At 36.1% G+C, this 25,053-nt stretch carries 30 protein-coding genes; 27 read left to right on the top strand and 3 right to left on the bottom strand.

What is annotated here, in order from left to right:
- Positions 1–388 precede the first annotated feature (388 nt).
- The 10 genes from LPC09_RS14470 to pepF all read left to right on the top strand — a co-directional run bounded on the left by LPC09_RS14470 (position 389) and on the right by pepF (position 11,213).
- Complete coding sequence (locus LPC09_RS14470) at positions 389–1,666, top strand: IS110 family RNA-guided transposase (protein WP_098799709.1); 1,278 nt, start codon at positions 389–391, stop codon at positions 1,664–1,666.
- Between the two features lie 387 nt (positions 1,667–2,053).
- Complete coding sequence (locus tag LPC09_RS14465; RefSeq protein ID WP_231307652.1) at positions 2,054–2,488, top strand: YueI family protein; 435 nt, start codon at positions 2,054–2,056, stop codon at positions 2,486–2,488.
- A 156-nt stretch (positions 2,489–2,644) separates the two neighbouring features.
- Complete coding sequence (locus LPC09_RS14460; RefSeq protein WP_231307651.1) at positions 2,645–2,857, top strand: acetyl-CoA carboxylase biotin carboxyl carrier protein subunit; 213 nt, start codon at positions 2,645–2,647, stop codon at positions 2,855–2,857.
- 15 nt (positions 2,858–2,872) lie between these two features.
- A complete protein-coding gene (locus LPC09_RS14455) occupies positions 2,873–3,778 on the top strand; it encodes a hydroxymethylglutaryl-CoA lyase (RefSeq protein WP_231307650.1) in 906 nt (301 codons plus the stop codon).
- A gap of 31 nt (positions 3,779–3,809) precedes the next feature.
- Complete coding sequence (locus LPC09_RS14450; protein ID WP_442919988.1) at positions 3,810–5,339, top strand: acyl-CoA carboxylase subunit beta; 1,530 nt, start codon at positions 3,810–3,812, stop codon at positions 5,337–5,339.
- Between the two features lie 46 nt (positions 5,340–5,385).
- A complete protein-coding gene (locus LPC09_RS14445; RefSeq protein WP_231307648.1) occupies positions 5,386–6,525 on the top strand; it encodes an acyl-CoA dehydrogenase family protein in 1,140 nt (379 codons plus the stop codon).
- Positions 6,526–6,550: 25 nt separating this feature from the next.
- The gene (locus tag LPC09_RS14440) at positions 6,551–7,891 is read left to right on the top strand and encodes an acetyl-CoA carboxylase biotin carboxylase subunit (protein WP_231307647.1); all 1,341 of its coding nucleotides are present in this window, start codon (positions 6,551–6,553) and stop codon (positions 7,889–7,891) included.
- A gap of 14 nt (positions 7,892–7,905) precedes the next feature.
- Complete coding sequence (locus LPC09_RS14435; RefSeq protein WP_231307646.1) at positions 7,906–8,688, top strand: enoyl-CoA hydratase; 783 nt, start codon at positions 7,906–7,908, stop codon at positions 8,686–8,688.
- A 205-nt stretch (positions 8,689–8,893) separates the two neighbouring features.
- Positions 8,894–9,355, top strand: a complete 462-nt coding sequence (locus LPC09_RS14430) for a DUF3052 domain-containing protein (protein WP_231307645.1) — start codon at positions 8,894–8,896, stop codon at positions 9,353–9,355.
- A gap of 70 nt (positions 9,356–9,425) precedes the next feature.
- Positions 9,426–11,213, top strand: a complete 1,788-nt coding sequence (gene pepF / locus LPC09_RS14425) for an oligoendopeptidase F (protein ID WP_231307644.1) — start codon at positions 9,426–9,428, stop codon at positions 11,211–11,213.
- A gap of 62 nt (positions 11,214–11,275) precedes the next feature.
- Here the strand turns inward: pepF and LPC09_RS14420 are convergent, their stop codons facing one another.
- A complete protein-coding gene (locus tag LPC09_RS14420; protein WP_231307643.1) occupies positions 11,276–12,130 on the bottom strand; it encodes a MurR/RpiR family transcriptional regulator in 855 nt (284 codons plus the stop codon).
- Between the two features lie 150 nt (positions 12,131–12,280).
- Between LPC09_RS14420 and gnd the strand changes: the two genes are divergently transcribed.
- The 12 genes from gnd (at position 12,281) to LPC09_RS14360 (ending at position 22,410) form a co-directional block, all read left to right on the top strand.
- On the top strand, positions 12,281–13,177 hold the full coding sequence (gene gnd, locus LPC09_RS14415; RefSeq protein ID WP_231307642.1) for a phosphogluconate dehydrogenase (NAD(+)-dependent, decarboxylating): 897 nt from the start codon (positions 12,281–12,283) through the stop codon (positions 13,175–13,177).
- Positions 13,178–13,271: 94 nt separating this feature from the next.
- Positions 13,272–14,615, top strand: coding sequence for a GntP family permease (locus tag LPC09_RS14410; RefSeq protein WP_231307641.1), 1,344 nt, complete (start codon positions 13,272–13,274; stop codon positions 14,613–14,615).
- Between the two features lie 54 nt (positions 14,616–14,669).
- A complete protein-coding gene (gene gntK, locus LPC09_RS14405; RefSeq protein WP_231309762.1) occupies positions 14,670–16,208 on the top strand; it encodes a gluconokinase in 1,539 nt (512 codons plus the stop codon).
- Positions 16,209–16,325: 117 nt separating this feature from the next.
- A complete protein-coding gene (locus tag LPC09_RS14400; protein WP_231307640.1) occupies positions 16,326–17,156 on the top strand; it encodes a sugar phosphate isomerase/epimerase family protein in 831 nt (276 codons plus the stop codon).
- Between the two features lie 27 nt (positions 17,157–17,183).
- Positions 17,184–17,714, top strand: coding sequence for an SDR family NAD(P)-dependent oxidoreductase (locus tag LPC09_RS14395; protein ID WP_231307639.1), 531 nt, complete (start codon positions 17,184–17,186; stop codon positions 17,712–17,714).
- A 105-nt stretch (positions 17,715–17,819) separates the two neighbouring features.
- A complete protein-coding gene (locus LPC09_RS14390) occupies positions 17,820–18,032 on the top strand; it encodes a hypothetical protein (protein ID WP_098799582.1) in 213 nt (70 codons plus the stop codon).
- A gap of 138 nt (positions 18,033–18,170) precedes the next feature.
- A complete protein-coding gene (locus LPC09_RS14385; RefSeq protein WP_231307638.1) occupies positions 18,171–18,584 on the top strand; it encodes a GNAT family N-acetyltransferase in 414 nt (137 codons plus the stop codon).
- A 107-nt stretch (positions 18,585–18,691) separates the two neighbouring features.
- Positions 18,692–19,117 carry a 3-hydroxyacyl-ACP dehydratase FabZ gene (gene fabZ / locus LPC09_RS14380; RefSeq protein WP_231307637.1) on the top strand — a complete coding sequence of 142 codons (426 nt, stop codon included), beginning with the start codon at positions 18,692–18,694 and terminating at the stop codon, positions 19,115–19,117.
- On the top strand, positions 19,117–19,686 hold the full coding sequence (locus tag LPC09_RS14375) for a histidine phosphatase family protein (protein WP_231307636.1): 570 nt from the start codon (positions 19,117–19,119) through the stop codon (positions 19,684–19,686). Before fabZ ends, LPC09_RS14375 begins: the two co-directional genes overlap by 1 nt.
- A 71-nt stretch (positions 19,687–19,757) precedes the next feature.
- Positions 19,758–21,794 carry a molybdopterin-containing oxidoreductase family protein gene (locus LPC09_RS14370; RefSeq protein WP_231307635.1) on the top strand — a complete coding sequence of 679 codons (2,037 nt, stop codon included), beginning with the start codon at positions 19,758–19,760 and terminating at the stop codon, positions 21,792–21,794.
- 54 nt (positions 21,795–21,848) lie between these two features.
- A complete protein-coding gene (locus tag LPC09_RS14365; protein WP_231307634.1) occupies positions 21,849–22,160 on the top strand; it encodes a DUF3892 domain-containing protein in 312 nt (103 codons plus the stop codon).
- Positions 22,161–22,281: 121 nt separating this feature from the next.
- Entirely contained in the window at positions 22,282–22,410 is a 129-nt protein-coding gene (locus LPC09_RS14360; RefSeq protein WP_141549747.1) for a YjcZ family sporulation protein, read from the top strand.
- A 103-nt stretch (positions 22,411–22,513) separates the two neighbouring features.
- On the opposite strand, the gene LPC09_RS14355 is transcribed toward LPC09_RS14360, so the two are convergent.
- Complete coding sequence (locus tag LPC09_RS14355; RefSeq protein WP_231307633.1) at positions 22,514–22,735, bottom strand: hypothetical protein; 222 nt, start codon at positions 22,733–22,735, stop codon at positions 22,514–22,516.
- Between the two features lie 176 nt (positions 22,736–22,911).
- Between LPC09_RS14355 and LPC09_RS14350 the strand changes: the two genes are divergently transcribed.
- Entirely contained in the window at positions 22,912–23,130 is a 219-nt protein-coding gene (locus tag LPC09_RS14350) for a spore germination protein (RefSeq protein ID WP_098799622.1), read from the top strand.
- A 115-nt stretch (positions 23,131–23,245) separates the two neighbouring features.
- Here the strand turns inward: LPC09_RS14350 and LPC09_RS14345 are convergent, their stop codons facing one another.
- Positions 23,246–23,686, bottom strand: a complete 441-nt coding sequence (locus tag LPC09_RS14345; protein ID WP_231307632.1) for a DUF2512 family protein — start codon at positions 23,684–23,686, stop codon at positions 23,246–23,248.
- Between the two features lie 156 nt (positions 23,687–23,842).
- Between LPC09_RS14345 and LPC09_RS14340 the strand changes: the two genes are divergently transcribed.
- The 4 genes from LPC09_RS14340 to LPC09_RS14325 all read left to right on the top strand — a co-directional run bounded on the left by LPC09_RS14340 (position 23,843) and on the right by LPC09_RS14325 (position 24,969).
- Complete coding sequence (locus LPC09_RS14340; RefSeq protein ID WP_231307631.1) at positions 23,843–24,046, top strand: hypothetical protein; 204 nt, start codon at positions 23,843–23,845, stop codon at positions 24,044–24,046.
- A gap of 13 nt (positions 24,047–24,059) precedes the next feature.
- Positions 24,060–24,359 carry a spore coat protein gene (locus LPC09_RS14335; protein WP_231307630.1) on the top strand — a complete coding sequence of 100 codons (300 nt, stop codon included), beginning with the start codon at positions 24,060–24,062 and terminating at the stop codon, positions 24,357–24,359.
- 196 nt (positions 24,360–24,555) lie between these two features.
- Positions 24,556–24,720, top strand: a complete 165-nt coding sequence (locus LPC09_RS14330; protein WP_162987381.1) for a hypothetical protein — start codon at positions 24,556–24,558, stop codon at positions 24,718–24,720.
- Positions 24,721–24,747: 27 nt separating this feature from the next.
- The gene (locus LPC09_RS14325; RefSeq protein ID WP_098799626.1) at positions 24,748–24,969 is read left to right on the top strand and encodes a YozQ family protein; all 222 of its coding nucleotides are present in this window, start codon (positions 24,748–24,750) and stop codon (positions 24,967–24,969) included.
- Positions 24,970–25,053: the final 84 nt, after the last annotated feature.

Genomic DNA, 25,053 nt, shown 5'->3' with positions numbered 1-25,053 from the left:
CATAAGCGATATGAACGACAAAAGAAAAGGGGAGCTCTGGGGTAGTGTCGTTCATAGCCGGTATGAACGACAAAAGTAAAGTAATACACCTGTGCAATGTCTCTCATCACCCAAATTTATAAAAATCTTGAGTAGCAAATAAAACGTCTTTCACACAGCAAACGAGTTTAACGTAAAAATATTATGGTAAACTAAATAATCGATCATCCAAACCACATCTTTTTTTTATATAGAAAAATAGGATACACTAAATAAAAAGAAAAAAAGGAGCATTCCTGTTAGAAGGATTTTCGGGGACTTGAACAAAAAAGAGCCCTCTTGGTATGATACGGGGTGTCAAAATCTGCAGAAATTGACCCCTAATTTGTTAACCAAGGAGGACTCCATAATGGATTTTAAACAAAACCATAAAATAAATCAAGTCACTGAAAAAACACTCGTTGTCGGAATCGACATTGCGAAGCGAAAACATTTCGCCTGCTTTGTAGATGATCGTGGGAGAGTGCTCCAAAAATCATTTTCTGTATTACAGTCTAATGATGGTTTCCAGCATTTTTATCATCGTATTCTAACTGCGATGAAAGAACACGAAAAAACAGAAGTCATCGTAGGGATTGAACCTACTGGCCATTACTGGCTTAATTTAGCCTATTTCCTTGATGAACGAGGCATTCCCCTCGCAATGGCTAATCCTTTGCACGTCAAGCGTTCAAAAGAGTTGGACGACAATTTACCAACCAAACATGACCGCAAGGATGCACTGGTGATCGCTCGTCTCATAAAAGATGGACGCTTTAGTTATCCACGTATTTTGAAAGACATTGAGGCGGAACTTCGTGTTGGGTCAACATTTAGAGGTAAGTTGACAGAGGAATTTGGTGCTGTCAAAAATATGATGATTCGCTGGTTAGATCGATATTTTCCAGAATTCACTCAGGTGTTTCCGTCATTCGGGAAAATGGCTCTGGCAGTACTTGAATGTACTCCATTTCCAAGTGATCTATTTCAAAAGCAGCCAGATGAAGTCTTATCGCTTTACCGACAGGTTGAGGGGCTAAAATCTCCCCAACGACCAAAAGCAATACAACTTATTGAAGTCAGTTCTAACTCCATCGGAGTAACAGAAGGACGTGAGATGGCCCGTATTGAAATTGCCACGCTCGTTCGCCGTTACAACCAGTTGGAACAAGAAATTGAAAGCATTACACAGCAATTAGTTACGCTTGTACAAACGTCTGTAGAGTACGAATGGCTCTCAACGGTTCAAGGACTCGGCGATACCACAATCGTTGATTTGTTGGCCGAAATCGGTAGCTTTTCACACTATGAAGATCCACGCCAAATCATTAAACTTGCGGGATTAACTTTACGTGAAAACTCTTCCGGCCAGCACAAAGGGCAAAAACATATCTCCAAACGGGGAAGAAGAAAGCTTCGTGCCCTCCTTTTCCGAGTGATGATGCCAATGGTTCGCCATAATGAAGCCTTTCGAAAGCTGCATGAATATTACACTAACCGTAAGGTTAACCCGTTACGGAAGAAGCAATCTATTGTGGTTCTATGCGGAAAACTAATAAAAGTCTTACATGGAATAAGTACAAAGCACAAAGCTTTTGACGCACAGCGAATGATGAAGGATATTCCTAGTCTCGCAGAGGCTATGTAAAGTTCTACATCCCCTAATAGACCTAGACAACAGGATGACACGGAGAAGCTGGCACTATTTTTCCCATCCGACCTCGAGTCCCTAAAGGAGCTTCGCTAGCCTCTGCCTTATGACTAGACCGAACGAAGGAATGTAGGCACATAGATGCCCAGAGACATGGGAGGGTACGTCATCATAAGCTACGCAGAGATCCATTGTGCATCGCATAATTCCAGAGCACTACTTACCATCATTATCCAGTAGTGACCGCGTAGCGTACCCATACATTGGAATAGTTTCACAAAATATGAAAAATTTATTAGGATGCGTGTCGATAAATATTTTTTTGACACTCCGCCAACGGGTCAAACCGTTGATAAATCAACATTTATAGAGGGAGGGAAACGTTTGGATCGTATAGACGAATACATTCAACAAGGAATCACTGGTCCTCGTGAAATCAATCCAGATGAACGAAGGAAATTTCTTGGCACCTTAAGAGAAAGAGTCGTTGTTGCCTTAACACAATCTCAAGTTAGAGAAAAAGGCACCTATTCTGAAGTGGAAGAGTTAATGAAACAAAATAAAGAAGCAACATTATTTCTCAATGGAAAGATGAATTATACGTATTTGTCTGACTATATTAAGCTTGCAAATAATGTTGGGAATAAGTATCTTATATCAACAGATAAAGAGCATGATACTGATTTAGGACTTGTTTTAGCCTTTGATTATGCTATTGATAAGGAGAATATATACATAACAAAAAAAGAGAATTCACAAACCCCTGAACAAGATACTGATGAAAATCACCTTGTTCAGTTTTTTAAGAAATTATTTTAAGCCAATACATGATGTGTTGGCTTTTTTCATCACTGTAGACAAAAACTGATTTTTCTAAATAATTGAAATTCAAATATCCGATTATAAGTGAATTTTTATGCGAATAGGATAGTAATAGGCATTAATATGCCATTAAGTAGGTGGGAGGGATTACTTTTGAGTCACATACAAGCAAATATGGCCGGAAGCGTTTGGAAAATACTAGTCAAGGTTGGGGAAGACGTTGCAGAAGGTCAAGATGTGGTGATTTTAGAATCCATGAAAATGGAAATTCCGATAAGCGCTGAAGAAAGTGGACTGATAAAAAGAATTAATGTAAACGAAGGTGATTTTGTCAACGAGGGTGATGTATTGGTTGAATATGAATAGAAAGGAGGAAATTTGGTGAAGTGGCCACTATCAGTTTCAATTAAGGAAGTTGGCCCTCGTGATGGCTTACAAAATGAGAAGAAATTTATTTCAACTGAAGATAAAATACAATGGATTAATCAACTTTCACATACAGGATTATCTTATATTGAAATTACATCATTTGTTCACCCAAAGTGGATTCCAGCTTTAGCTGATGCGTACTCTGTTGCAAAAGGAATCGAACGAGTTGAAGGTGTAACTTATGCTGCACTTGTTCCAAATCAAAAGGGTCTTGAAAAGGCACTTGATGCAAACATAGATGAAGTATCTATCTTTCTTTCTGCAAGTGAAACACATAATCGAAAAAACATTAACAAATCAATAAATGAGACTTTAACTATTCTTACTGATGTTGTACAAGAGTCTCTATCTTCCGGAAAATCAGTTAGAGGCTATATATCAACTGTTTTTGGATGTCCATATGAGGGTCATGTTTCTGTACAAAAAACAATGCGCATTTGTGAAGAGTTATTTGAAATGGGAGTTTATGAAGTATCTTTAGGTGATACAATTGGTGTTACTACTCCCAAACAAGTACAAGAGATTACCACCGAGATGTTAAAAAGGTTTCATTCGGATAAACTAGCGATGCATTTTCATGATACAAGAGGAACTGCGCTCGCGAATGTAACCGCTTCCTTGAATTTAGGGATTACTCGATTTGACAGTTCTATAGGAGGCCTTGGAGGGTGTCCCTATGCACCGGGTGCATCGGGAAATGTAGCAACAGATGATTTACTATATATGTTAGAAGGAATGGAAATAGAAACAGGTATATCTAAGGATAAAATCCACAATGCTGCTTTATTTATTCAAGAAAAAATCGGACGGTCATTAGCCAGTCATAGCCTACAAGTATATCAAGCAATGCAATCATAACTCTATGAATCTGAAAATGGAGGGAGCAACTGTGACACTTGAAAAATCCTTACAAGAAAGACTTGAAAAAATAAAAAAGGGTGGACCAGATAAATATCATGAAAAAAATAAAGAAAAAGGTAAATTGTTTGTTAGGGACAGACTAGCATTATTATTTGATCAAGGTTTAGATACAGAAGACGGACTGTTTGCTAATTGTTTAGATGAAACATTACCAGCAGATGGTGTTGTAACAGGAATGGGAAAAGTAAACGGTCAGACTGTTTGTGTATTGGCAAATGACTCCACAATTAAAGCTGGTTCTTGGGGAGCAAGAACAGTAGAGAAAATGATTAGAATTCAAGAAACGGCTGAAAAATTAAAAGTACCGATGATTTATCTTGTTGATTCAGCTGGAGCAAGGATTACAGATCAAGTGGAAATGTTCCCTGGACGAAGGGGAGCAGGAAGAATTTTTTATAACCAAGTAAAGCTGTCCGGAAAAATTCCTCAAGTTTGCCTTCTGTTTGGACCATCTGCAGCAGGTGGAGCTTATATACCAGCTTTTTGTGATGTTGTAATTATGGTGGACGGAAATGCCTCCATGTACTTAGGCTCTCCACGAATGGCAGAAATGGTGATTGGTGAAAAAGTCTCCCTCGAGGAAATGGGTGGAGCAAAAATGCATTGCACAACATCAGGCTGTGGAGATATACTAGCAAAATCTGAAGAAGAAGCCATCGAATTAGCCCGCAATTATCTCTCATTTTTTCCAGCAAATTATACAGAAAAACCACCACAATTAGATTTGATACCTCCAAAATCCTTTGAAAAAACATTAGAAGAAATCATACCTACTAACCAAAATGCACCTTTTAATATGTACGATCTTATTGAACGAATCATTGATGCTGATTCATTTTTTGAAATAAAGAAAAAGTTTGCTCCAGAACTTATTACAGGCTTTTGTCGATTGAATGGTCACCCGGTTGGGATAATCGCCAATCAGCCGCGTGTAAAGGGCGGAGTTTTATTTCATGATTCAGCTGATAAAGCGGCTAAATTTATTACATTATGTGATGCCTTTCATATTCCATTACTTTTCTTAGCTGATATTCCTGGCTTTATGATTGGAACAAAGGTTGAACGAGCCGGAATTATCCGTCATGGAGCGAAAATGATTTCAGCTATGGCAGAGGCAACAGTTCCAAAAATATCGATTATCGTTCGTAAAGCATATGGTGCAGGTTTGTATGCAATGGCAGGTCCTGCTTTTGATCCAGATTGTTGCCTAGCGCTTCCGACTGCATCAATTGCTGTTATGGGGCCTGAAGCGGCAGTAAATGCTGTTTATGCAAATAAAATTGCCGAGCTTCCTGAGGAAGAAAGGTCACAATTTATTCAGGAAAAGCGAGATGAATATCGTGAAAACATTGATATTTACCGGTTGGCTTCTGAAATGATTATTGATGGAGTTATTCCTGCCAACTCACTAAGAAATGAGTTAATTACACGATTTGATCTTTATCGTTCAAAGTATGTTACTTTCTCAACACGTAAGCATCCTGTTTATCCCGTATAAGCATCGGATCGCTCAAAACACAAGAATAGAGGGGATTGAAGAAAAAATGAATTTTGACTTATCGAAAGAGCAAGAGATGATTCGTCACATGATTCATGAGTTTGCTGAAGAACAAGTAGCCCCGGAAGCAGATGAAAGAGATCGTTCGGGGGAATTTCCGGAGAAGATTTTTCAACAGTTAGCAAAATTAGGGATGATGGGTTTACCGTTTCCTGAGCAATATGGTGGTGGTGATGCTGACACAATTAGCTTTGCCATTGTTGTTGAGGAGTTGAGTAGAGTATGTGCTTCAACAGGTATAACGTATTCTGCGCATATTTCGTTAGGTGCTGCCCCAATATTTATGTTTGGAACAGAACAGCAGAAAGAAGACTATCTCACACCATTATGTAAAGGTGAGTACTTAGGTGCCTTTGGCTTAACGGAGCCAAACGCAGGCTCTGATGCAGCAGGCACTCAGACAACAGCCTTATTAAAGGAAAATGAGTGGCAGCTTTCTGGTTCAAAATGCTTTATTACAAATGCAAGCTATGCAAAAAATTTGGCCATCACAGCTGTAACAGATCGAACAAAAGGGATAAATGGTATTAGTGCCTTTCTTGTCCCAACAGATTCTGAAGGATTTACGGTAATAGCTAATTACGAAAAAATGGGGTTACATGCATCAAACACAACAGAATTAATACTAGAAGAAGTTACGATTCCAAAGGAAAATCTTCTTGGTGTGGAAGGAAACGGATATAAACAATTTTTGGCTACACTTGATGGAGGAAGAATCGGAATTGGTGCAATGGCAGTTGGTATTGCACAGGGTGCCTATGAAAAAGCCCTTCAATATGCAAAAAATCGTACTCAGTTTGGAAAAAACTTATCAAAATTTCAGGCAATACAATTTAAATTGGCTGATATGGCAATGAATATCGAGGTTGCTCGTAATATGGTGTACAAAGCTGCATGGCTTAAAGACAAAGGAAGAGGATTTAAAACCGAAGCGGCCATGGCAAAGTTATTTTCTTCCGAAATTTGTATGAAAGTATGTGATCAGGCGATTCAAATTCATGGTGGTTATGGCTACATGAAGGAATACCAAGTAGAGCGGTTTTTCCGTGATGCAAAATTATTAGAAATTGGTGAAGGGACATCAGAGGTTCAACGAATGGTTATCGCAAAGCAAATTGGATGCTAATGATAAAAATGGAGGTGTACTTCATTTGTTCAAAAAGATACTTGTTGCAAATCGAGGAGAAATTGCTGTTCGAATTATGAGAACATGCAAATCATTAGGTATTAGAACAGTTGCTATCTATTCTGAGGCAGATCAGGACGCTCCACACAGACGATTTGCTGATGAAGCATATCTGGTAGGTGGGCCACGTGTGGCAGACAGTTATTTAAAGATCGATACTATTATTGAAATTGCAAAAGAGGTAGGTGCTGAAGCCGTTCATCCCGGCTACGGACTATTATCAGAAAATCCAGAGTTTGCTAGAAAATGTGAAGAAGTGGGACTTATTTTTGTTGGACCGTCTCCACAGGTAATTGCTAGCATGGGAAGTAAAATTGAAGCTCGTAAAATAATGAAGCAAGCCGGAGTACCTGTTGTTCCTGGTATTTTAACTTCTTTATCAAATTCAGAACAAGCAGTTAAGGTTGCAAAAGAAATTGGTTATCCAATCATGTTAAAGGCCTCTTCTGGTGGCGGTGGAATTGGAATGCAGATTGTTAGAAATGATGAAGAAATGGTAAAGGCTTTTGAAGGAAATCAAAAAAGAGCCATTGCATTTTTCGGCAACGGAGAGATGTATTTAGAAAAGTACATCGAAAACCCGAGACATATTGAAATACAACTTTTAGCAGATAGCAAAGGAAATACTGTGTATCTATGGGAAAGGGAATGTTCGATACAAAGAAGACATCAAAAAATCGTAGAAGAAGCTCCATCAGCTTTTGTAGATTATGACTTAAGAAAAAATATAGGGGAAACAGCTGTTCAAGCAGCAAAGGCAATAGGCTATCAAAATGCAGGAACAATTGAGTTTTTAGTAGATGAAAACAAAAGCTTCTATTTTCTTGAAATGAATACAAGGTTACAGGTCGAGCATCCTGTAACAGAAGAAATTACCGGAATTGATCTAGTCGAAGAACAGCTGCGGTTGGCAGCAGGAGAATTGTTGCGTATTTCTCAAGAACAAATACCTCTAAATGGACATTCCATTGAAGTTCGAATCTATGCGGAAGATCCGAAAACCTTTTATCCTTCACCTGGGACTATTACTTCTCTTTCTTTACCAGAAGGAGATAAAATTAGGCATGAGCTTGGGGTACATGAGCAATCAATCGTTACTCCTTACTACGATCCGATGATTGCAAAATTAATAGTTAAGGGAAAAGATCGTGAGGATGCGATCAAAAAACTTCAACTTGCATTATCTGATTACCAAGTTGAGGGTATTAAAACAAATATTCCTATTCTTAGAGAGATTGTTGAACATAGTGCATTTCAATCTGGCGATTCAACAACTAATTTTCTGGCAAAATACTTCGGTCGATAGGAGAAGATATATCGATGAATAACATAGCAATCATAACAGATGTAAATGAAGGTATTTTAAAGATTGAATTAAATCGGCCTAAAGCAGCAAATGCATTGTCTATTACTATGTTAAAAGAACTTCAAGAAGCTTTTGAGCTTGCTAAATATGAACAAAGCATTAGATGTATTGTGATAACAGGATCTGGGGGAAAAGTGTTCTGTGCAGGAGCTGATTTAAAGGAACGTTCAGAAATGGATGCTATTACAGTAAAAAAAACAGTATCTTTGATTAGAGAGACAATAAATGAACTAGAAACTTTGCCTCAGCCCGTGATTGCGGCAATTAATGGAGCTGCATTTGGTGGAGGGTTGGAGCTTGCTTTAGCATGTGATATTCGAGTTGCTTCCCGAACTGCTAAACTTGGATTAACGGAAACATCACTTGGAATCATTCCTGGTGCAGGGGGAACGCAAAGATTGCCTCAGTTAATAGGAAAAGGAAAAGTAAAGGAATTAATTTTCACTGCTAGAAAAATAGACGCAGAAGAAGCGCTCCAAATAGGCTTAGTAGAATATGTTGAAGAGCCTGAGAATGTAGGAAGTAAGGCAATTGAGATTGCCAGGGAAATTGCTCAGAACGCTCCAATTGCTATTACGCAAGCGAAAAAAGCGATTAATGAAGGGTATCATGTTAACCTAACAACAGGGCTAAGTATTGAGAGAGCAGCATATGAAATGACCATCCCAACAAAGGATCGATTAGAAGGGTTAAAGGCATTTAAAGAAAAGCGAAAACCGCATTATATAGGAGAATAAGAGGAAAACAGGACAATGTTTGATGTCCTGTTTTTTAATTAAGTAGATAATATTATTATGTAAACTATACAGTTTTTTAACGTAACAGTTGGTGAAATGGAACTTCTATAAATTTTGTTAATAGTCAGTTTATTTTCGCATTGCGTTTCATTTGAGGAAAGTGATATATATAGGATGATGTAAATTTAGAATGGAGTGACACCACATGGTAGAAAGTAATCCAATACTGAAGAAACTACAATTTAAAGATAGTGGACAACCAGTTCTGATAATGAATCATCCTAATTCCTACAATGAAGTTATTTCATCCTTTACAGGAGACGTTCATAACGAAGCTAAAAGCGATGAGTATGATTTTGTACAGATTTTCGGTACAGCAAATGATCAATTGAAGTCTCTTGCTCAAGTAGCAGTACAAGCTATTAAGGAAGATGGTTTATTTTGGATTTGTTACCCTAAAAAATCATCAAAAACATATAAGGGTTCTGACTGCAGCCGTGAAACAGTTGGTGGCTTATTAGCTGCCGAGGGATATGAACCGGTTCGGCAAATAGCCATAGATGAGGATTGGTCAGCTTTACGGTTCCGTAAAGTTGAAAAGATAAAAAAGATGTCGCGTAAATTTGCTGTAACTGACGAAGGAAAGCAGCGTACTGAGCAAAATTAATAATGAAAAGGGTAAAAACAACAGACGTAGAATATAGTAGTAAAGGCACCTTTCAGAAAGGGGAGATTTCATGACAACATACACTTCCAGAAAAGATGTTCCGATTGAGGAAAAATGGAATTTAGATGACCTTTATTCAGACCTGAAAGATTGGGAGAAAGACTATAATACAATTAATGAAAAAGTAGAAGAATTAAAGAGTTTTGACGGAAATATTCATGACGGCCCATCACTTTACTCATTTTTAAAGAAAAAGGAAGAAATGTCTTTTACCTTTAACAAGCTTTATGCGTATGCAATGTTAAATGTGGATGAAGATACACGAGAAACAAGTTCACAATCGCTTTTAGAACGTGCTAAACAACTAAGTATAAAAGCTGGCTCATCAACTTCTTTTTTTATGCCATTTCTTTTGAGCTTAAAGGAAGAAACATTAAAAGAATACATAACATCAGAACAAAAGCTTGAGTATTTCGAGAAAGACTTATGGGAATCATTCCGTTACAAAAAGCATGTATTAAGTAAAGAGCAAGAAGAAGTGATTTCAAAGCTTGGTGAAGCTCTATCTTCACCAAGTCACACATTTGGCATGATGAACAATGCTGATATCAAGTTTGGAGAAGTAACAAGCGATGATGGTGAAAAAGTTGAATTAACAAGAGGCATGTATGCAAAAATAATCGAGGATGAAAATCGAGAAAAACGTAAAGAAGCATACAAAGCATATTATAAACCATATCTGCAACTCAAAAATTCGATCGCTTCAACTCTGTCATCAGCTATAAAAAACAATGTCACAATGGCAAAGTTACGAAACTACCCTTCTGCCTTAGAGAAAGCGTTATTTGGTGATAATGTTCCTAGAGAAGTATATGAAAATCTAATAGAAACAACGAAGCAAAATATCTCTTCTTTGCATCAATACTCTAGGCTACGTAAGCAAAAATTACAACTTGATGAACTTAGACAATATGATTTAAGTGTTCCATTAGTAAGTGGTGTAAAGCAAGAAATTTCATATGAAAAGGCATATGAAATCATGTGTGAAGCTCTTTCACCATTAGGGGAAGATTACATTAAAACACTAAGGGAATTTAAGGAAAACCTATATCTTGATGTGAGGGAAACACCAGGTAAGCGATCAGGTGCATATAACCTTGGAGTTTATGGCGTTCATCCGTATATTCTTTTAAACCATCAAGACAATTTGGACAGTTTGTTTACTTTGGTTCATGAATGCGGTCATGGTGTTCACAGCAAGTTAAGCTCGTTACATCAACCACAAATCACAGCGCGCTACAGTATATTTGTTGCAGAAGTTGCTTCTACTGTTAACGAAGTGCTTTTAATTAACTACCTTTTAGATAAAGAAGAAAATGCAGACGTACGAAAGCATTTGGTTAATCATTTTATTGATCAATTTAAAGGAACATTTTTTACACAAGTTATGTTTGCAGAATTTGAAATGAAAACACATGAAATGGCAGAGAAGGGAATGCCACTTAATGTAGAAGTTTTTAATAAAACATATGAGGGTTTGTTCCGTGAATATTACGGAGATGATGTTGTGTTTGATGAAGAGGTAAAATACGGCTGGTCAAGAATTCCACATTTCTACCGCCCGTTTTATGTGTATAAGTACGCAACAGGCTTTGCGTCTGCGATTCATCTTGCTACAAAAATTTTAGAAGGTGATGAAAAAACATTACATTCTTACTTGGAATTTTTAAAAAGTGGAAGTGCGGATTATCCATTGGAATTGTTAAAGAATACCGGTGTAGATTTAACTGCTCCGTACCCGATTGAAAACTCATTAAAGAAATTTAAGGCACTTGTAAATGAATTTTCAGATTTATAATAAAAAACAGAGAAGACGTCGGTGCGTCTTTCTCTGTTTTTTATTTTTACATACTATCAAAGCTAAATTCTCTTCACAAGAATAGCCTCACGCATTTTCTTTAATGCTTCTTTTCCTTCATTGCCACGTTTTAATAAAATATTCACATAAAGAACATCAATTAGCGTTAGTTGTGCGATTCGTGATGATAAAGCTTCTGATCGATATTCGGTTTCCTCAGACACTGTATAGAGAGGAATATCAACGGCTGCACTTAACGGAGACTTCGCATAATTGGTAATTGCGATCATTTTCGCTCCCGTGGATTTTACAACATTCAAGATATGAAGAATATCTTTCGAAGAACCTGAATGAGAAATAAAAACGGCGCAGTCTTTTTCCGTCATTTGCGATGCTGCCATTAGCTGGAAGTGTGTATCAATAACAGAGTGAACCTTTAAGCCTGTTCGCACCAGTTTGTGATAGGCATCAAGGGCGATAATGCTTGATCCGCCGCTCCCAAAAAATTCAATTGAATTTGCATTAATCATGCAATCAACAGCTGCTTGTAAATGTTCCTCATTTAACACAGATAATGAATCTTCAATCGTCTTTATATTTGATCGAAAAACTTTTGAAGCCACTGTATCAACCGTGTCACCCTCCGTAACTTTTTCATGAATATCCTGAATAGGCGAGACAACTTCGGATGCAAGGGCAATTTTCATTGCTTGATACCCTTTATATCCAAGTCGTTTACAAAAACGGAATACAGTTGAATCGGCAACCTCTAAATCTTCTGCTAATTGATTAATGGAAGAATGAATAATTTTATTTGGGTTTTTTAAAATATAATCGGCAATCTTTCTTTCTGTAACACTGAACTTTGGATAGAGCTTGCGAATCGTGACTAAACAAGGCTCCTGAGCTTTTTTCATAATCTTCCCTCCTGATAGGGCTTTCTTTTATTATACTAAATTTCACAAAAAGAAAAAATATTTTTCTGGAATCGCTTGCAAAAAGAATTTTTTTTCATATAATAAAGATATCAAGAAAATTTATTCCGTAAACAGTTAGGAGAAATACACATGCAAATAGGAATGATAGGCTTAGGAAAGATGGGATATCAGTTATCTCTTAATTTAGTAGATAAAGAGTATGATGTTGTAGCCTTTGATGTTAATGAAGAATCCATGAAAAAAATTTCCTCAATGGGAGTACAAACAGCCAATTCAATTCAAGAGTTGGTTAGTAAACTATCAAAACCAAGAACTGTTTGGATGATGGTCCCAGCTGGAGAGGCAACACAATCTGTTTTTGAACAATTGCTTCCATATTTAGAAGAGGGAGATCGAATTATAGATGGTGGTAATGCCCACTACAAAGATTCATTAAGAAGAAATGAAGAGTGTGAAACGAACGGAATTTATTTCTTTGATTGTGGAACAAGTGGTGGCGTAGATGGTGCTCGTAATGGAGCTTGCACAATGATAGGTGGAAATGAAGAGGTTTTCAAAGAAATTGAACCGGTTTTCAAAGACATAACGGTTGAGAACGGTTACCTTTATTCTGGAAAAGCAGGTAGTGGTCATTTTCTAAAAATGGTTCATAACGGAATTGAATACGGGATGATGCAAGCGATTGCGGAAGGATTTGATCTTCTTGATAAAAGTCCATTTGACTATGATTACGAAAAAGTCGCAAGAGTTTGGAACAATGGATCTGTTATCCGTTCTTGGTTAATGGAGTTAACGGAAAATGCATTCTCTAAAGATGAAAAGCTTGATGGAATCAAAGGAATCATGCATTCATCTGGTGAAGGAAAGTGGACGGTTGAAACAGCACTTGATCTTCAAACTGCTGCACCTGTTATTACGATGGCATTGATGATGAGATATCGTTCGCTTGAAGATGATACGTTTACAGGTAAAGTTGTCGCAGCACTTCGTAACGAATTTGGCGGACATGCTGTAGAGAAAAAATAAATTTTTTTCAAAAATTAGGAAGACTAAGAAGATAGCGTTTTAAAAACAGCGCTTTCTTCTTACCCCAAATCAAGTAAGGAAGGTAGTGTTCTAGATGTCAGATCAAATGTTAATTTTAGTGGCATTAGCCGGAATTTTTCTTTTGTTATTTTTAGTTATTCGTACCAAATTACACGCATTCGTTGCGTTATTATTAGTCAGTTTAATCGTTGGTATTTTAGCAGGAATGCCACTAAATGAAGTTGTGACCTCGATGCAAAACGGTATGGGTGGAACCCTTGGATTCGTTGCAGTCGTTGTTGGTTTAGGTGCAATGTTTGGTCAAATGCTTGAAGTTTCAGGTGGTGCAGAGCGTTTAGCACAAACGCTTGTTAAAAAATTTGGTGAAGATAAATCACAATGGGCGTTAGGTGTTACAGGTTTCCTTGTAGCGATCCCAGTATTTTTTGATGTTGGTTTTATCATCTTAGTACCAATCGTTTATGGTTTAGCAAAGAAAACAGGAAAATCTTTATTATACTATGGTATACCATTGTTAGCAGGATTAGCTGTAACACATAGCTTTATTCCTCCAACACCAGGTCCTATTGCTGTTGCTGATTTAATCGGTGCTGATCTTGGCTGGGTTATCTTATTCGGTACGATTGCAGGTATTCCTGCGATGATCATTGCTGGACCACTTTTCGCAAAATATATTTCGAAAAAATTACATGTTGTTGTTCCAGATTATATGAACTTAGAAGAAATTGAGTATGACAAAGAGTTACCTAGCTTTAAATTAATTGCTTCATTAATTATGATTCCACTAGTTTTGATTTTACTGAATACGGTTTCAGGAGTATTATTAGAAGAAGGAAATATTGTACGTTCGATTCTTACATTCCTGGGACATCCTTTCGTAGCATTAACAATTGCAACGATCCTAACTTTTGTCTTCTTAGGAACAAAACGTGGATATTCTCGTCAAGAAGTACAAGATATTGCGACAAAGGCATTAGAACCAGCGGGTATCATCATCTTAGTAACAGGTGCTGGTGGGGTATTTAAGCAAATCTTAATTGATTCAGGTGTAGGTCAAGTGCTTGGTGATATGATGGCAGGGTCTGCTTTACCACCAATTTTGTTAGCGTTTTTAATTGCAGCAGCTGTTCGTGTTGCACAAGGTTCTGCAACCGTTTCAATGGTTACAGCAGCAGGATTAATGGCTCCACTTATCGAAATCTTAGGATTACAAGGACCTGTACTTGGATTACTTGTTATCGCAATTGCATCGGGTGCAACTGTACTATCACATGTAAACGATTCAGGGTTCTGGTTAGTAGGACGTTATTTCGGATTAAGTGTAAAAGATACTTTAAAATCTTGGACTGTTATGGAAACGTTAATTGGTTTAGTTGGTGTAACAGTAGCGTTAATTTTAGGAGTATTTATTGGATAATAAAGGATAAGAGATAACCATACAGGTTTTCCCTTTTCTCTCATTTAGGAGGATATTGTTATGGGTAAATTTATGATGGGCGTTGATATTGGAACAACAAGTACAAAAGCTGTACTTTTTAATGAAGAAGGAAAGGCTGTTAGTCGATTTGGTGTTGAGTATCCACTTCACACACCAACACCAGCAACAGCTGAACAAGATCCAGAAGAGATTTTTCAAGCAGTTCTTACCGTTATGAAAAACAGTTTGGTAGAAGCAAATGTTTCAGGTGAGCAAGTTCGCTTTGTATCCTTTAGTTCTGCCATGCATAGTTTAATTGTTGTTGATGGAGAAGGACAACCGATAACAAAGTCAATTACATGGGCTGATAACCGCAGTGCAGAATATGCTGATAAATTAAAACAAGAACATAATGGACATGAAATATACTTACGTACAGGTACACCGATTCACCCAATGTCACCCTTAGTTAAACTGTTTTGGTTAAATACTGAACATAAAGAGTATTTTAATCAAGGTAACAAATTCATTTCAATTAAAGAGTATGTTTTTTATCGTTTATTTGGTGAATATGTGATAGATTATTCAATTGCTTCTGCAACCGGGATGTTTAACCTTGAAAAGCTGGATTGGGATGATGAAGCACTTGAGATTGTTGGTGTAAAAAGAGAACAGTTATCAAAGCCAATAAGTACAACAGGAAGTATGAAAGGCTTAAATCCGGAATTTGCAAAATTCATTGGTATACCTAATGATACACCATTTATTGTGGGAGCAAGTGATGGGGTGCTTTCCAACCTTGGAGTGAATGCCATTGAGCCTGGTGTTGTAGCAGTAACAATTGGAACAAGTGGGGCTATTCGTGCTGTAACAGATCGCCCTGTAACAGATCCAAAAGGAAGGATCTTCTGCTATGCGCTAACAGATAAGCACTGGGTAATTGGTGGACCTGTGAATAATGGTGGCATGATTTTTCGATGGGTGAGAGATGAATTAGCAAATGCAGAGGTTGAAACAGCTAAAAGGCTAGGGAAGGATCCTTATGATGTGTTAACTGAAATTGCGGCTACAGTTGCTCCTGGATCAAACGGATTAATTTTCCATCCATATATGGCAGGAGAGCGAGCTCCTCTTTGGAATGCAAATGCACGTGGTTCATTCTTTGGTTTAGGCTTGCATCATAAAAAAGAACATATGATTCGAGCAGTCCTAGAAGGTATTATGATGAATTTATACAGTGTTCTGCTTGCTCTTGAGGAATTAATCGGAACTCCGACTCGTGTACAAGCAACAGGAGGGTTTGCTCGGTCGGTGTTTTGGCGACAAATGCTAGCCGATGTTTTTGACCAGGAAGTTACAATTCCAGAAAGTTTTGAGAGCTCATGTTTAGGTGCAATTGTGTTAGGAAAATATGGTCTTGGAGAAATTGAGTCCTTAAGTGAAGTGGAAAAGATGGTGGGATCACTTCATTCACATCAGCCGAATAAAGAAGCAACTGCTGCTTATCGTGAACTCATGCCAATCTTCATTCGCTTGCCGAGATTACTTGAAAAGGAATATAACGCAATTAGTGAGTATCAAAATAAATTTTAATAAAACTGCAAGGCGTGTAAACAATGAATGACCTTTACACGCCTTTTAGTATATTTAATAGAGGAAAAAATGAAAGCTGTGTGGAATATCAATAAAAAACAAGTAGGAGGTTTTTTTATGTCTCATTTATCTCTAACAACATGGAGTCTTCATCGAGAGCTTGGTCCATTGCGCTGGACATACTGGGATGATGTGGAGAAAACACAAAAAACACGTATAGAGCAACAACCGGAAAATACTAAATTAGTGGGATTACCATCTATATTGGAAAAACAGGGCTTTAAATCACTAGAAGTTTGCCACTTTCACTTTCAAAATACCGAAAATGGATACCTCGTAGAAATGAGAAATGCTTTTAAAAAATCAGGAATAACCTTTCATTGCTTATTATTGGATTATGGTGATATTAGTTCTCCAGATGATGAACGAAGAAAATCAGACATAAAATTTATAAAAAAATGGATTGATATCGCTGAGAAGGTAGAAGCAAAAAGTATTCGGGTAATTGGTGGAGAAGCAAACCCGAGTGATACGGCAGCATTAGAACGGTCAATGGATAGTTTTCAACAATTAATTGAATATGCTGAGCCAAAAGGTGTTCGTGTTGTAACGGAAAATTTTAAATCGCTTACATCAACTAAAGAAAATTGTGAAAAACTCATTAGCTCATTCGATAAGAAATTAGGATTAACGGTTGATTTTGGAAACTTTGAACAAGGAGTTAAATTTGACTCAATTCAAGCTTTAGTTCCTTTTGCAGGGTCTATACATGCAAAAGCGTATTATGATCATAATGGTTTAATAGATAAAGGAGAATTTGAAAAGTCATTACAAATAGTAGCAAACAGTGATTACAATGGTCCGATTACGTTAGTATATGATGGTCCGGGTAACTTATGGGATGGAATAAATGAAGTCAGGATGATAGCTGAAAAATATTGTGACTAAATGTTTTTTAGTGCCGGAGGGATTAGCTTGAAGTGTGCTTTGGTAATAGGTGGTTCTGGAATGTTAACAGACGTTTCAATTTTGTTAGCTGAAACTGGCTATCTTGTATATGTAGTTGGAAGAAGTACTGAGAAAATGAACAATTTATTAAAAAAATCAAATAACAACAAAAATCTTATACCTGTATTTATTGACTATTCAAATGAGCAAAGCTTGAATAAGAAAATAGATGAAATCATCCAAGAAAACAAGACCATTCATTTAATTGTAGCTTGGATTCATTCATATGCTGAGCATGCCATTCAATCAATTATAAACGGAATACCGAGTACATCTGAATCATCTAGATTTGTCCATGTACTTGGCAGTCGCTCGAACTTAGATAAAATAAAAACAGAACTGACGATTCCTAATCACTGTTCTTATAGTCAAGTGAAATTGGGGTATATGGAGCAAGGCGATGAAAAACGATGGTTGACACATGAAGAAATTTGCAACGGTATTATAAAAGCAATCAATAATAAGAAAAACGTTCATGTTGTAGGAATGATAAGTTAATGACTACTATATTCAACTATGTAAGGAAAATGAAATAAATGCCTATAACGCTTACTCCTTTATTGAATAAAATATAACGACTATAGGGGTAAAGGAGTGGGGAAAATGTCTAAAAGAAAAGAACAAGTGATTAAGGTTGATACATTAGTTATCCACGCGAAGGAAGTAAAAGTGGTAGAAGATCGTGACAAACATGATGACTACAGAGATGATGATCGTTATGAAAGAAGAAGAGATCCTTGGGGAATGTTCTGGGGAAGAAGACCAGTTGTAGATGTTGAAGAAGACCGAGATGATTACAAAGAAGACGATAAATAAAAAACATCAAATAGACGGGGAAACTCGTCTTTTTTTGTAAATAAAATTTTTTTGTTTTTAGTTGAATTTTTATTCAAGTTATTGTATAAATATATGTATAGTTACATAACGATACAATGAATATAGAAGGTGAATAGAATGAGCCATCAATTTTCCGATCAACTTCCTTCCTTTGAACAATTCGTTTCTTTGCATGAAGCGAGTGGATTAATAAAAAGTAAAAAAGGTACGTATACAAGGGAACAATTATATCAAGCAGCTGAAAATAGCTGGTATCACATATCCATTTATGACCAAGACCAACTAATTGCATTTGGAAGAATGATCTCTGATGGTGTTTATCAAGCATTAATTTGTGATGTTATGGTTGATCCTTCTTATCAAAAACAAGGTTTAGGTAAAAAAATAATTGAAGCACTTTTACAAAAATGTAAAGACTCTGGTATACAATCTGTTCAGCTTTTTTCTGCAAAAGGAAAGCAGCAGTTTTACGAAAAATTAGGATTTGAAGAAAGAGAACTAGATGCTCCTGGAATGTCACTTATAATATAGAAAACTCAGTGTATAAAGTAAACACTGAGTTTTTTTTATAAAGTATTAGTACCAAGTTCTAATAACAAGTGTTAAAATGTTTACAAGAAAATCCAAGGAGGAATAAAATGGTAGATAATACTAAAATAAAAGAGATCATACAACATCGTTATCCTTTTTTATTGATAGATAAAGTGATAAAGATTGAAGAAGGTAAGAGTGCCGTTGGAATGAAAAATGTTACAGGAAATGAACCGTTTTTCATGGGGCATTTCCCTGAATATCCAGTAATGCCGGGTGTATTAATAGTAGAAGCATTAGCGCAAATGAGTGCGGTTGCCATGTTAACGAAAGAAGGAAACGAAGGACGGTTGGGGCTATTAGCAGGAATTGATAACTGCCGCTTCAAACATCAAGTAAAACCAGGAGATCAATTGAAGCTAGAAGTGGAAATTACGCGTGTAAAAGGTTCGATTGGAAAAGGAAGAGGGCTTGCATCAGTGGATGGGAAAGTCGCATGTGAAACAGAATTAATTTTTGCATTTGGTAAGTAATGGAGATAACATTAATCAGGCATGGACGTTCTCAATTAGATGTAGAGAGAAGTATTACATGCTACGAATTTACTGATTGGGTCTCTCAATATAATTCAGTTGGTGTAGTTGAAGAATCTTTTTATCCAAAAGAAGCAGTAAAGAAAATGAACGAAGCAAGTCTTGTTATCACAAGTGATTTAAAAAGATCTATACATTCAGCACACTTGTTACGAACAAATGTAAAAATCATTTCAAGTAGTCTGTTTCGTGAAATAGAATTACCTTTAACATCCAAACCTTTTCCAAGAATAAAATTATCTTCAGACACATGGGCAGTTTTATTAAGGATTTTGTGGTTTAGTGGTTTTTCTACTAACTGTGAATCATATAAGGATGCTAAGAAACGAGCTGAATTAGCAGCAAATAAAATTATGAAACTTACATCTGAACATAAAAATGTTGTTTTAGTAGGACATGGCTTTTTTAATCGATTAATTGCCAAAGAGCTTCAAAACAAAGGCTGGAAACCAAAAACAAAGATAACCTCTAAGCATTGGGGTGCTTCCACTTTTACAAATGATGTTTAATCTATCTAATACTTTCAGATAATTCTGTTATACTCAAAATAACAATTTTTAAAACTGAAAGGATAGAAGATATGGAGTCTTATAAAAACATAGAAAATGGGATCGTGCCTTCTGTTTGTTCACTTGATTGCCCTGATCAGTGCGGATTGCTTCTTCATAAGAAAAACGGTAAAATCACGAAAATTGAAGGAGATCCTGAACATCCGGTAACAAAAGGAGCTATTTGTAATAAAGTTCGCCATATGGGAGAGAGAATTTATGATGTGAAAAGACTTCAATCTCCTCTTAAACGGGTAGGGAGAAAAGGAGAAGGTCAATTCGAACCAATAACTTGGAAGGAAGCTATTGATACGATTGCGACTAAGTGGAAAGAAATCATTTCTGACACAGGAGCTGAATCCATTCTACCATACAGTTTTTACGGGAATATGGGAAGAATCAATTCAGAAGGAATGGATCGACGTTTTTTCAATCATCTTGGTGCAAGTCAGCTTGACAGAACGATATGTTCAGTAGCTGGTTCAAATGGATATCGTTATACAATGGGTGGCAGCTATGGAACTGATCCTGAAGACATGACAGCTACTAAGTTATTTATTATGTGGGGAATCAATGCAGTTAGTACGAACATGCACCAAATGATGATTGCCCAAAAAGCAAGAAAAAATGGTGCTAAAATCGTTGTGATTGATGTACATAAAAATCAAACGGGGAAAATGGCAGATTGGTTTATTCCTATATTACCAGGAACTGATGGAGCACTTGCACTAGGAATTATGCATATTCTTTATAAAGAAAATTTAGTGGATCGTCCTTTTTTAGAACAATATACGATTGGTTCTAATGAACTAGAGGAACATGTCCAACAATATGAACCACAACTTGTTTCAAGTATTACAGGAGTTCCTGAAGAAGATATTTATTCATTAGCCCAAATGTATGGGAAAACCTCTCCGTCGATGATCCGAATTGGAAATGGCCTGCAGCATCATGATAATGGTGGAATGATTGTTCGTACGATTTCGTGCTTACCTGCTTTAACAGGTCAATGGAATGTAAAAGGTGGAGGTGCACTTAAAGGAAATTCAGCATTTCTAGCTTTTAACACAGATGCATTACAACGACCTGATTTATTAAAGCAAAATACGAGAACGATTAATATGAATTCATTAGGAAAAGAACTTTTAGAATTGAATACTCCTATTCAATCTTTGTTTGTATACGGCACTAATCCAGCGGTGGTTGCACCAGATGCGAATAAGGTACGGAAGGGCTTAGAAAGAGAAGATTTGTTTACGGTAGTTCATGAGTTGTTTATAACAGAAACTGCAATGTATGCTGATATTGTTTTACCAGCAACTTCTGCCTTTGAGAACATTGATTTTTATACGTCCTATTGGCATCATTACATACATCTACATGAACCAGTCATCCATCCTTTTGGTGAAAGTAAATCGAATACAGATGTTTTTCGAATGCTTGCGAAAGCGATGGAATTTGATGAACCGGAATTTAAGGACAATGATGAGGAATTAATTAAGCAATCGTTAATTCAAACAAACAATCCCTCTTTAAAGCATGTAACCTATGAAAAGCTAAAGAAAAAAAGGTATTTAAAAGCAAATAGAAATAGTCAATTGTTAGATAACTTAAAAACACCTTCAGGAAAAATCGAATTATTTTCTCAGCAAATGAAGGAAGAAGGTTATCCACCTTTACCTACTTATATCCCGATTTTACAGGAAAGTGATTTTCCATTTTTATTCGTACCAGGACCAAATCATAATTTCTTAAACTCTACATTTTCTCATCAAGATAAGCATATGAAGCTTGAGAAAACACCAAAGCTTTTCATCAATTCTCTTGATGCAACAAGACTTGGTATAAATGATGGTGATACTGTCCGAATTTGGAATCAGCGAGGTGAGTGTGAATTAACTGCTTCAGTTGGTGAACAAGTTTTACCGGGTGTTGTTGTAAGCCAGGGGTTATGGTCTGATTTGAATGGTAAAAATCATTTAGTAAATGCGTTAACTCCAGATCGTATTGCTGATATGGGGGGAGGGGCTGTGTTCTTTTCAGGTCGTGTGAAAGTAGAAAAGATGTAGAAGAAAGAATAAAATCACTTCAACTGGAAATAAGAAACATGAGGTGATTATGTGATGGATCGTTTTGAAGAAGTGTTTAATCAATACAAAAATAAAGCAGATCAAGATGAAATTAATGCTGAAATATCAACTGATATGAAGACGAATCAAGAGAAAATCATTGCTGTAAGAAAAAACGATGATGGAGATTTAATCGCATTTCAAACAGAATCTGGTAGACAGTTAGACTATATGCAAGTACTTTCTGAGGCAAGAGATGGTAGGTTAGCACATGTTGATGTATTTCATAAATATGGGCGTGACATTCTTCGTAGTGAGCCGGATGGTGATAAAAGTAATAACTTAGATTCTTTACCGGAATTCTAAAGTTAAACAAATATCCCTTATATAGGTATATATCTATTACAAAAGTAAGCCTCCTAACATATTTATAAATAAAACATTATCACAAAAGATATGTTTTAGCATATGAAAAGGAGGAAATAACATGGGCTATGGTTGTAATTACGGATGTGGATATGGATATGCTCCAGTTGCTTCAGCAGGAGTAAATCCTTTTGTGTTGATTGTTGTTTTATTTATTCTTCTTATCATTGTAGGAGCAGCTTGGTGCTAAGAAGTAGAAAAAGGTTGCCCTGGCAACCTTTTTTATTATTTTGCTAAGTATAAGGAAAATTAGGTTTTCTTCAAAGGGGCTTGTCAATAAGCCAAGTTTTCTCTTATTCAAGAATCATTCCTTTTTGATAACCCCTCATAAAGCCTGATAAAACCTCTTCTACTGATTCATTTGCTTCAGGAATTTGGACAATTACCTCATTGCGACTTTCTACACTTGTGATTGAAATCGTTTCCATCCTGTTTATGTTAAGTTGTACTTTGAGATCATCTGCAACTTGGTTTGCTTGAAATTCATCTTGTATTAAGTAACGTACATTTCTCAATGATATACCCTCCATTATTACGAAGAAATTTGCTTCATCTTATGCTTTGTATAAAGTACCCATTTCATGTATGAAAAACTTTGTCTATCTTTTCATTGAGTAGGGACGTGTCCACAACAATATACATAAATTCCATACAATAGCGTAAAAGCTCTAACGAAAGGGGGGCTAGCTAAATGCCGTGTTTTATTAAAAATTTAAAAATTGATAGTGTTAGTGGTGGAGTGATTAATTTTGGTGATTCATATAGCATTTCTCCCAAAAGCATCGACAAAGCCATAACAGGATCAGGTGGTGGGGGAGTTGGGGACTATCAATTAGTTATGAATGGTCAGAGCATAACAAATGGTGTTGATCCTGAAGTTTTAGATCAAAATTTACTTGGTAATAATTAAAGTAGGTACCAGATTTTTAATAAATCCCCTTAAATCATCCTTCATTTTATTATATGCAGAACTGAAATTTGTGTTGCCTGTAAAATAAGTAAAAACCTAATCATTTTGATTAGGTTTAATCTTCCTTTATTTTATGATAATCTGGAGAAATTTCTTCCGATACTTCAGTAGTGTAACGTAAATTTCCTATATTCACATGGCTTTCTTTTTCGTGTAAAACGTTTTTTCTCATATATCGATGGAAGACGCTCTCAAATAACGCAACACCAATTGCTGTGATAAGTGATGCGATAAATACATTCGTGGCATAGGTTGTGATCGTCGCTAGGTAAAACCATGTAAGTAACATTGCAATGGCAAAATCAGAAATTGTTGCAGTAAAGTTTGAAGTTCTTGGTAAAAGCATTAAATCTCCAAGTATATAAGAAACTAAGCCTAAAATTAGAGTAAGCCCTAATATAACTGAAAAAGAATATTGAAATAGCAGACCAAGTACAACAAAAAGTAAAAGAAAAGAAACAATAAATTTTATCGCCAGAGCTTTTAAATGGTTCACGTTTTTTCTTCCTCCAATCTTTGCACTCTTAATATCTTCTTTATTGATATCCCTTATGTTAGAAATTGCATCCAAATTCACATCATTATGGATAATAATAAAATAAAGATAAATACTAACGTAAGAGAAGGATTTTAAAGTAGGAGTGACTTAAAAATGAAACAGCTAACAATGAAGGAATTATCTTTTATTGAAGATGAAATTAGAGCGGAAGAAATTACAGCAAAAACAATGAACTGGTGTGCTTCTCTTTGTGAAGATGAGAGCTTAAAAAAGTCATTAGAGCAAATGGCAGAGCAGCATCAGCTAAAAGTTGCAGACTTATCACAATACTTTAATCAATCAAAAATGATGCAATAAAGGAGATTTTACAATGCCTAACAATATAGAAGGACGAGGATTAACAGATCGTGAAATGGTACAACTTTGTTTGGAGCTAGAAAAAGGAAGATGTCGAAGCTTAGGCAGCACGATGTTGGAAACCACTCATAAGGAACTTCGGGACATCTATACTCAGTGCTTTGATAATGCTTCAAAAAATCATTATAAATTATATCAGTTAATGGATGAAAAAGGGTGGTATAAAACAGAACTTGCTACTGTAGATCAAATTAAGAATGTTCAGGAATATATGCAAAATAATTTACATCCTGATGATCAGTTTCAATCATAGTAAGTTTTCTTTACATATACGAAAAAAGAGCATTTCTGCTCTTTTTTTGTTGTTTAAGCCATCAATTTTAACATTGATATGAATCTGAACACTAGGTAATTTAATTTTGTACATTGATTTTATTTCATTGGACATAATGAATTCAGAAGGTCCTTAAAGTGTATGTTAATAGAGTTAAGATGAAAAGGAGATCATCATGAAAGAAAATAATAAACAGTTTCAACAAGATGCAGATCAATACAAAATGCCTCAAGCATTACAAGAACAACAAGACGTTACCTATAATGTAGGGTACGAGGCATCAACAGGAAATCAAACAAATCCAAATCATGATATATCAAAAAAAGAAAATCGTTCATAAAGATTTATAATAAAGGAGTGTATAGGAATGGCGGTTAATAAAGCAAACGAAAACACTAAAGATCTTGCAGGAAAGATTTATGATGTGAAAGACTATCAAGCAACTGATACTTTATCTGCTGGAATAGCGACAACACATGAACAAGCATCTGATGCATATATGGAAGGTGAGATACACCCTGTTATTGATGATGTAAATGGTAAAGATGTTGAAGTGAAAAAAGAAGGTTACGAAAAAGAATCACGATAAGAACAAAGGTGAGCCATTTTTTACGGCTTACCTTTTTACATATTCAGTTTTTCCGTAAAGTAAATACTTTTTACATTGCTGGTT

Source organism: Metabacillus sp. B2-18 (assembly GCF_021117275.1).
GTDB lineage: Bacteria > Bacillota > Bacilli > Bacillales > Bacillaceae > Metabacillus.
This window is presented reverse-complemented; position numbering and strand designations above follow the sequence as displayed.

Bases quoted from the DNA above. Each gene is read 5' to 3' on its own strand.
- LPC09_RS14330 (WP_162987381.1), top strand. From the start codon at position 24,556: ATGAAAGAAAATAATAAACAGTTTCAACAAGATGCAGATCAATACAAA.
- LPC09_RS14430 (WP_231307645.1), top strand. From the start codon at position 8,894: ATGGTAGAAAGTAATCCAATACTGAAGAAACTACAATTTAAAGATAGT.
- fabZ (WP_231307637.1), top strand. From the start codon at position 18,692: ATGGTAGATAATACTAAAATAAAAGAGATCATACAACATCGTTATCCT.
- LPC09_RS14370 (WP_231307635.1), top strand. From the start codon at position 19,758: ATGGAGTCTTATAAAAACATAGAAAATGGGATCGTGCCTTCTGTTTGT.
- LPC09_RS14420 (WP_231307643.1), bottom strand. From the start codon at position 12,130: ATGAAAAAAGCTCAGGAGCCTTGTTTAGTCACGATTCGCAAGCTCTAT.
- pepF (WP_231307644.1), top strand. From the start codon at position 9,426: ATGACAACATACACTTCCAGAAAAGATGTTCCGATTGAGGAAAAATGG.
- LPC09_RS14445 (WP_231307648.1), top strand. From the start codon at position 5,386: ATGAATTTTGACTTATCGAAAGAGCAAGAGATGATTCGTCACATGATT.
- LPC09_RS14385 (WP_231307638.1), top strand. From the start codon at position 18,171: ATGAGCCATCAATTTTCCGATCAACTTCCTTCCTTTGAACAATTCGTT.
- LPC09_RS14360 (WP_141549747.1), top strand. From the start codon at position 22,282: ATGGGCTATGGTTGTAATTACGGATGTGGATATGGATATGCTCCAGTT.
- LPC09_RS14400 (WP_231307640.1), top strand. From the start codon at position 16,326: ATGTCTCATTTATCTCTAACAACATGGAGTCTTCATCGAGAGCTTGGT.
- LPC09_RS14410 (WP_231307641.1), top strand. From the start codon at position 13,272: ATGTCAGATCAAATGTTAATTTTAGTGGCATTAGCCGGAATTTTTCTT.
- LPC09_RS14350 (WP_098799622.1), top strand. From the start codon at position 22,912: ATGCCGTGTTTTATTAAAAATTTAAAAATTGATAGTGTTAGTGGTGGA.
- LPC09_RS14365 (WP_231307634.1), top strand. From the start codon at position 21,849: ATGGATCGTTTTGAAGAAGTGTTTAATCAATACAAAAATAAAGCAGAT.
- LPC09_RS14325 (WP_098799626.1), top strand. From the start codon at position 24,748: ATGGCGGTTAATAAAGCAAACGAAAACACTAAAGATCTTGCAGGAAAG.
- gnd (WP_231307642.1), top strand. From the start codon at position 12,281: ATGCAAATAGGAATGATAGGCTTAGGAAAGATGGGATATCAGTTATCT.
- LPC09_RS14470 (WP_098799709.1), top strand. From the start codon at position 389: ATGGATTTTAAACAAAACCATAAAATAAATCAAGTCACTGAAAAAACA.
- LPC09_RS14340 (WP_231307631.1), top strand. From the start codon at position 23,843: ATGAAACAGCTAACAATGAAGGAATTATCTTTTATTGAAGATGAAATT.
- LPC09_RS14375 (WP_231307636.1), top strand. From the start codon at position 19,117: ATGGAGATAACATTAATCAGGCATGGACGTTCTCAATTAGATGTAGAG.
- LPC09_RS14390 (WP_098799582.1), top strand. From the start codon at position 17,820: ATGTCTAAAAGAAAAGAACAAGTGATTAAGGTTGATACATTAGTTATC.
- LPC09_RS14335 (WP_231307630.1), top strand. From the start codon at position 24,060: ATGCCTAACAATATAGAAGGACGAGGATTAACAGATCGTGAAATGGTA.
- LPC09_RS14435 (WP_231307646.1), top strand. From the start codon at position 7,906: ATGAATAACATAGCAATCATAACAGATGTAAATGAAGGTATTTTAAAG.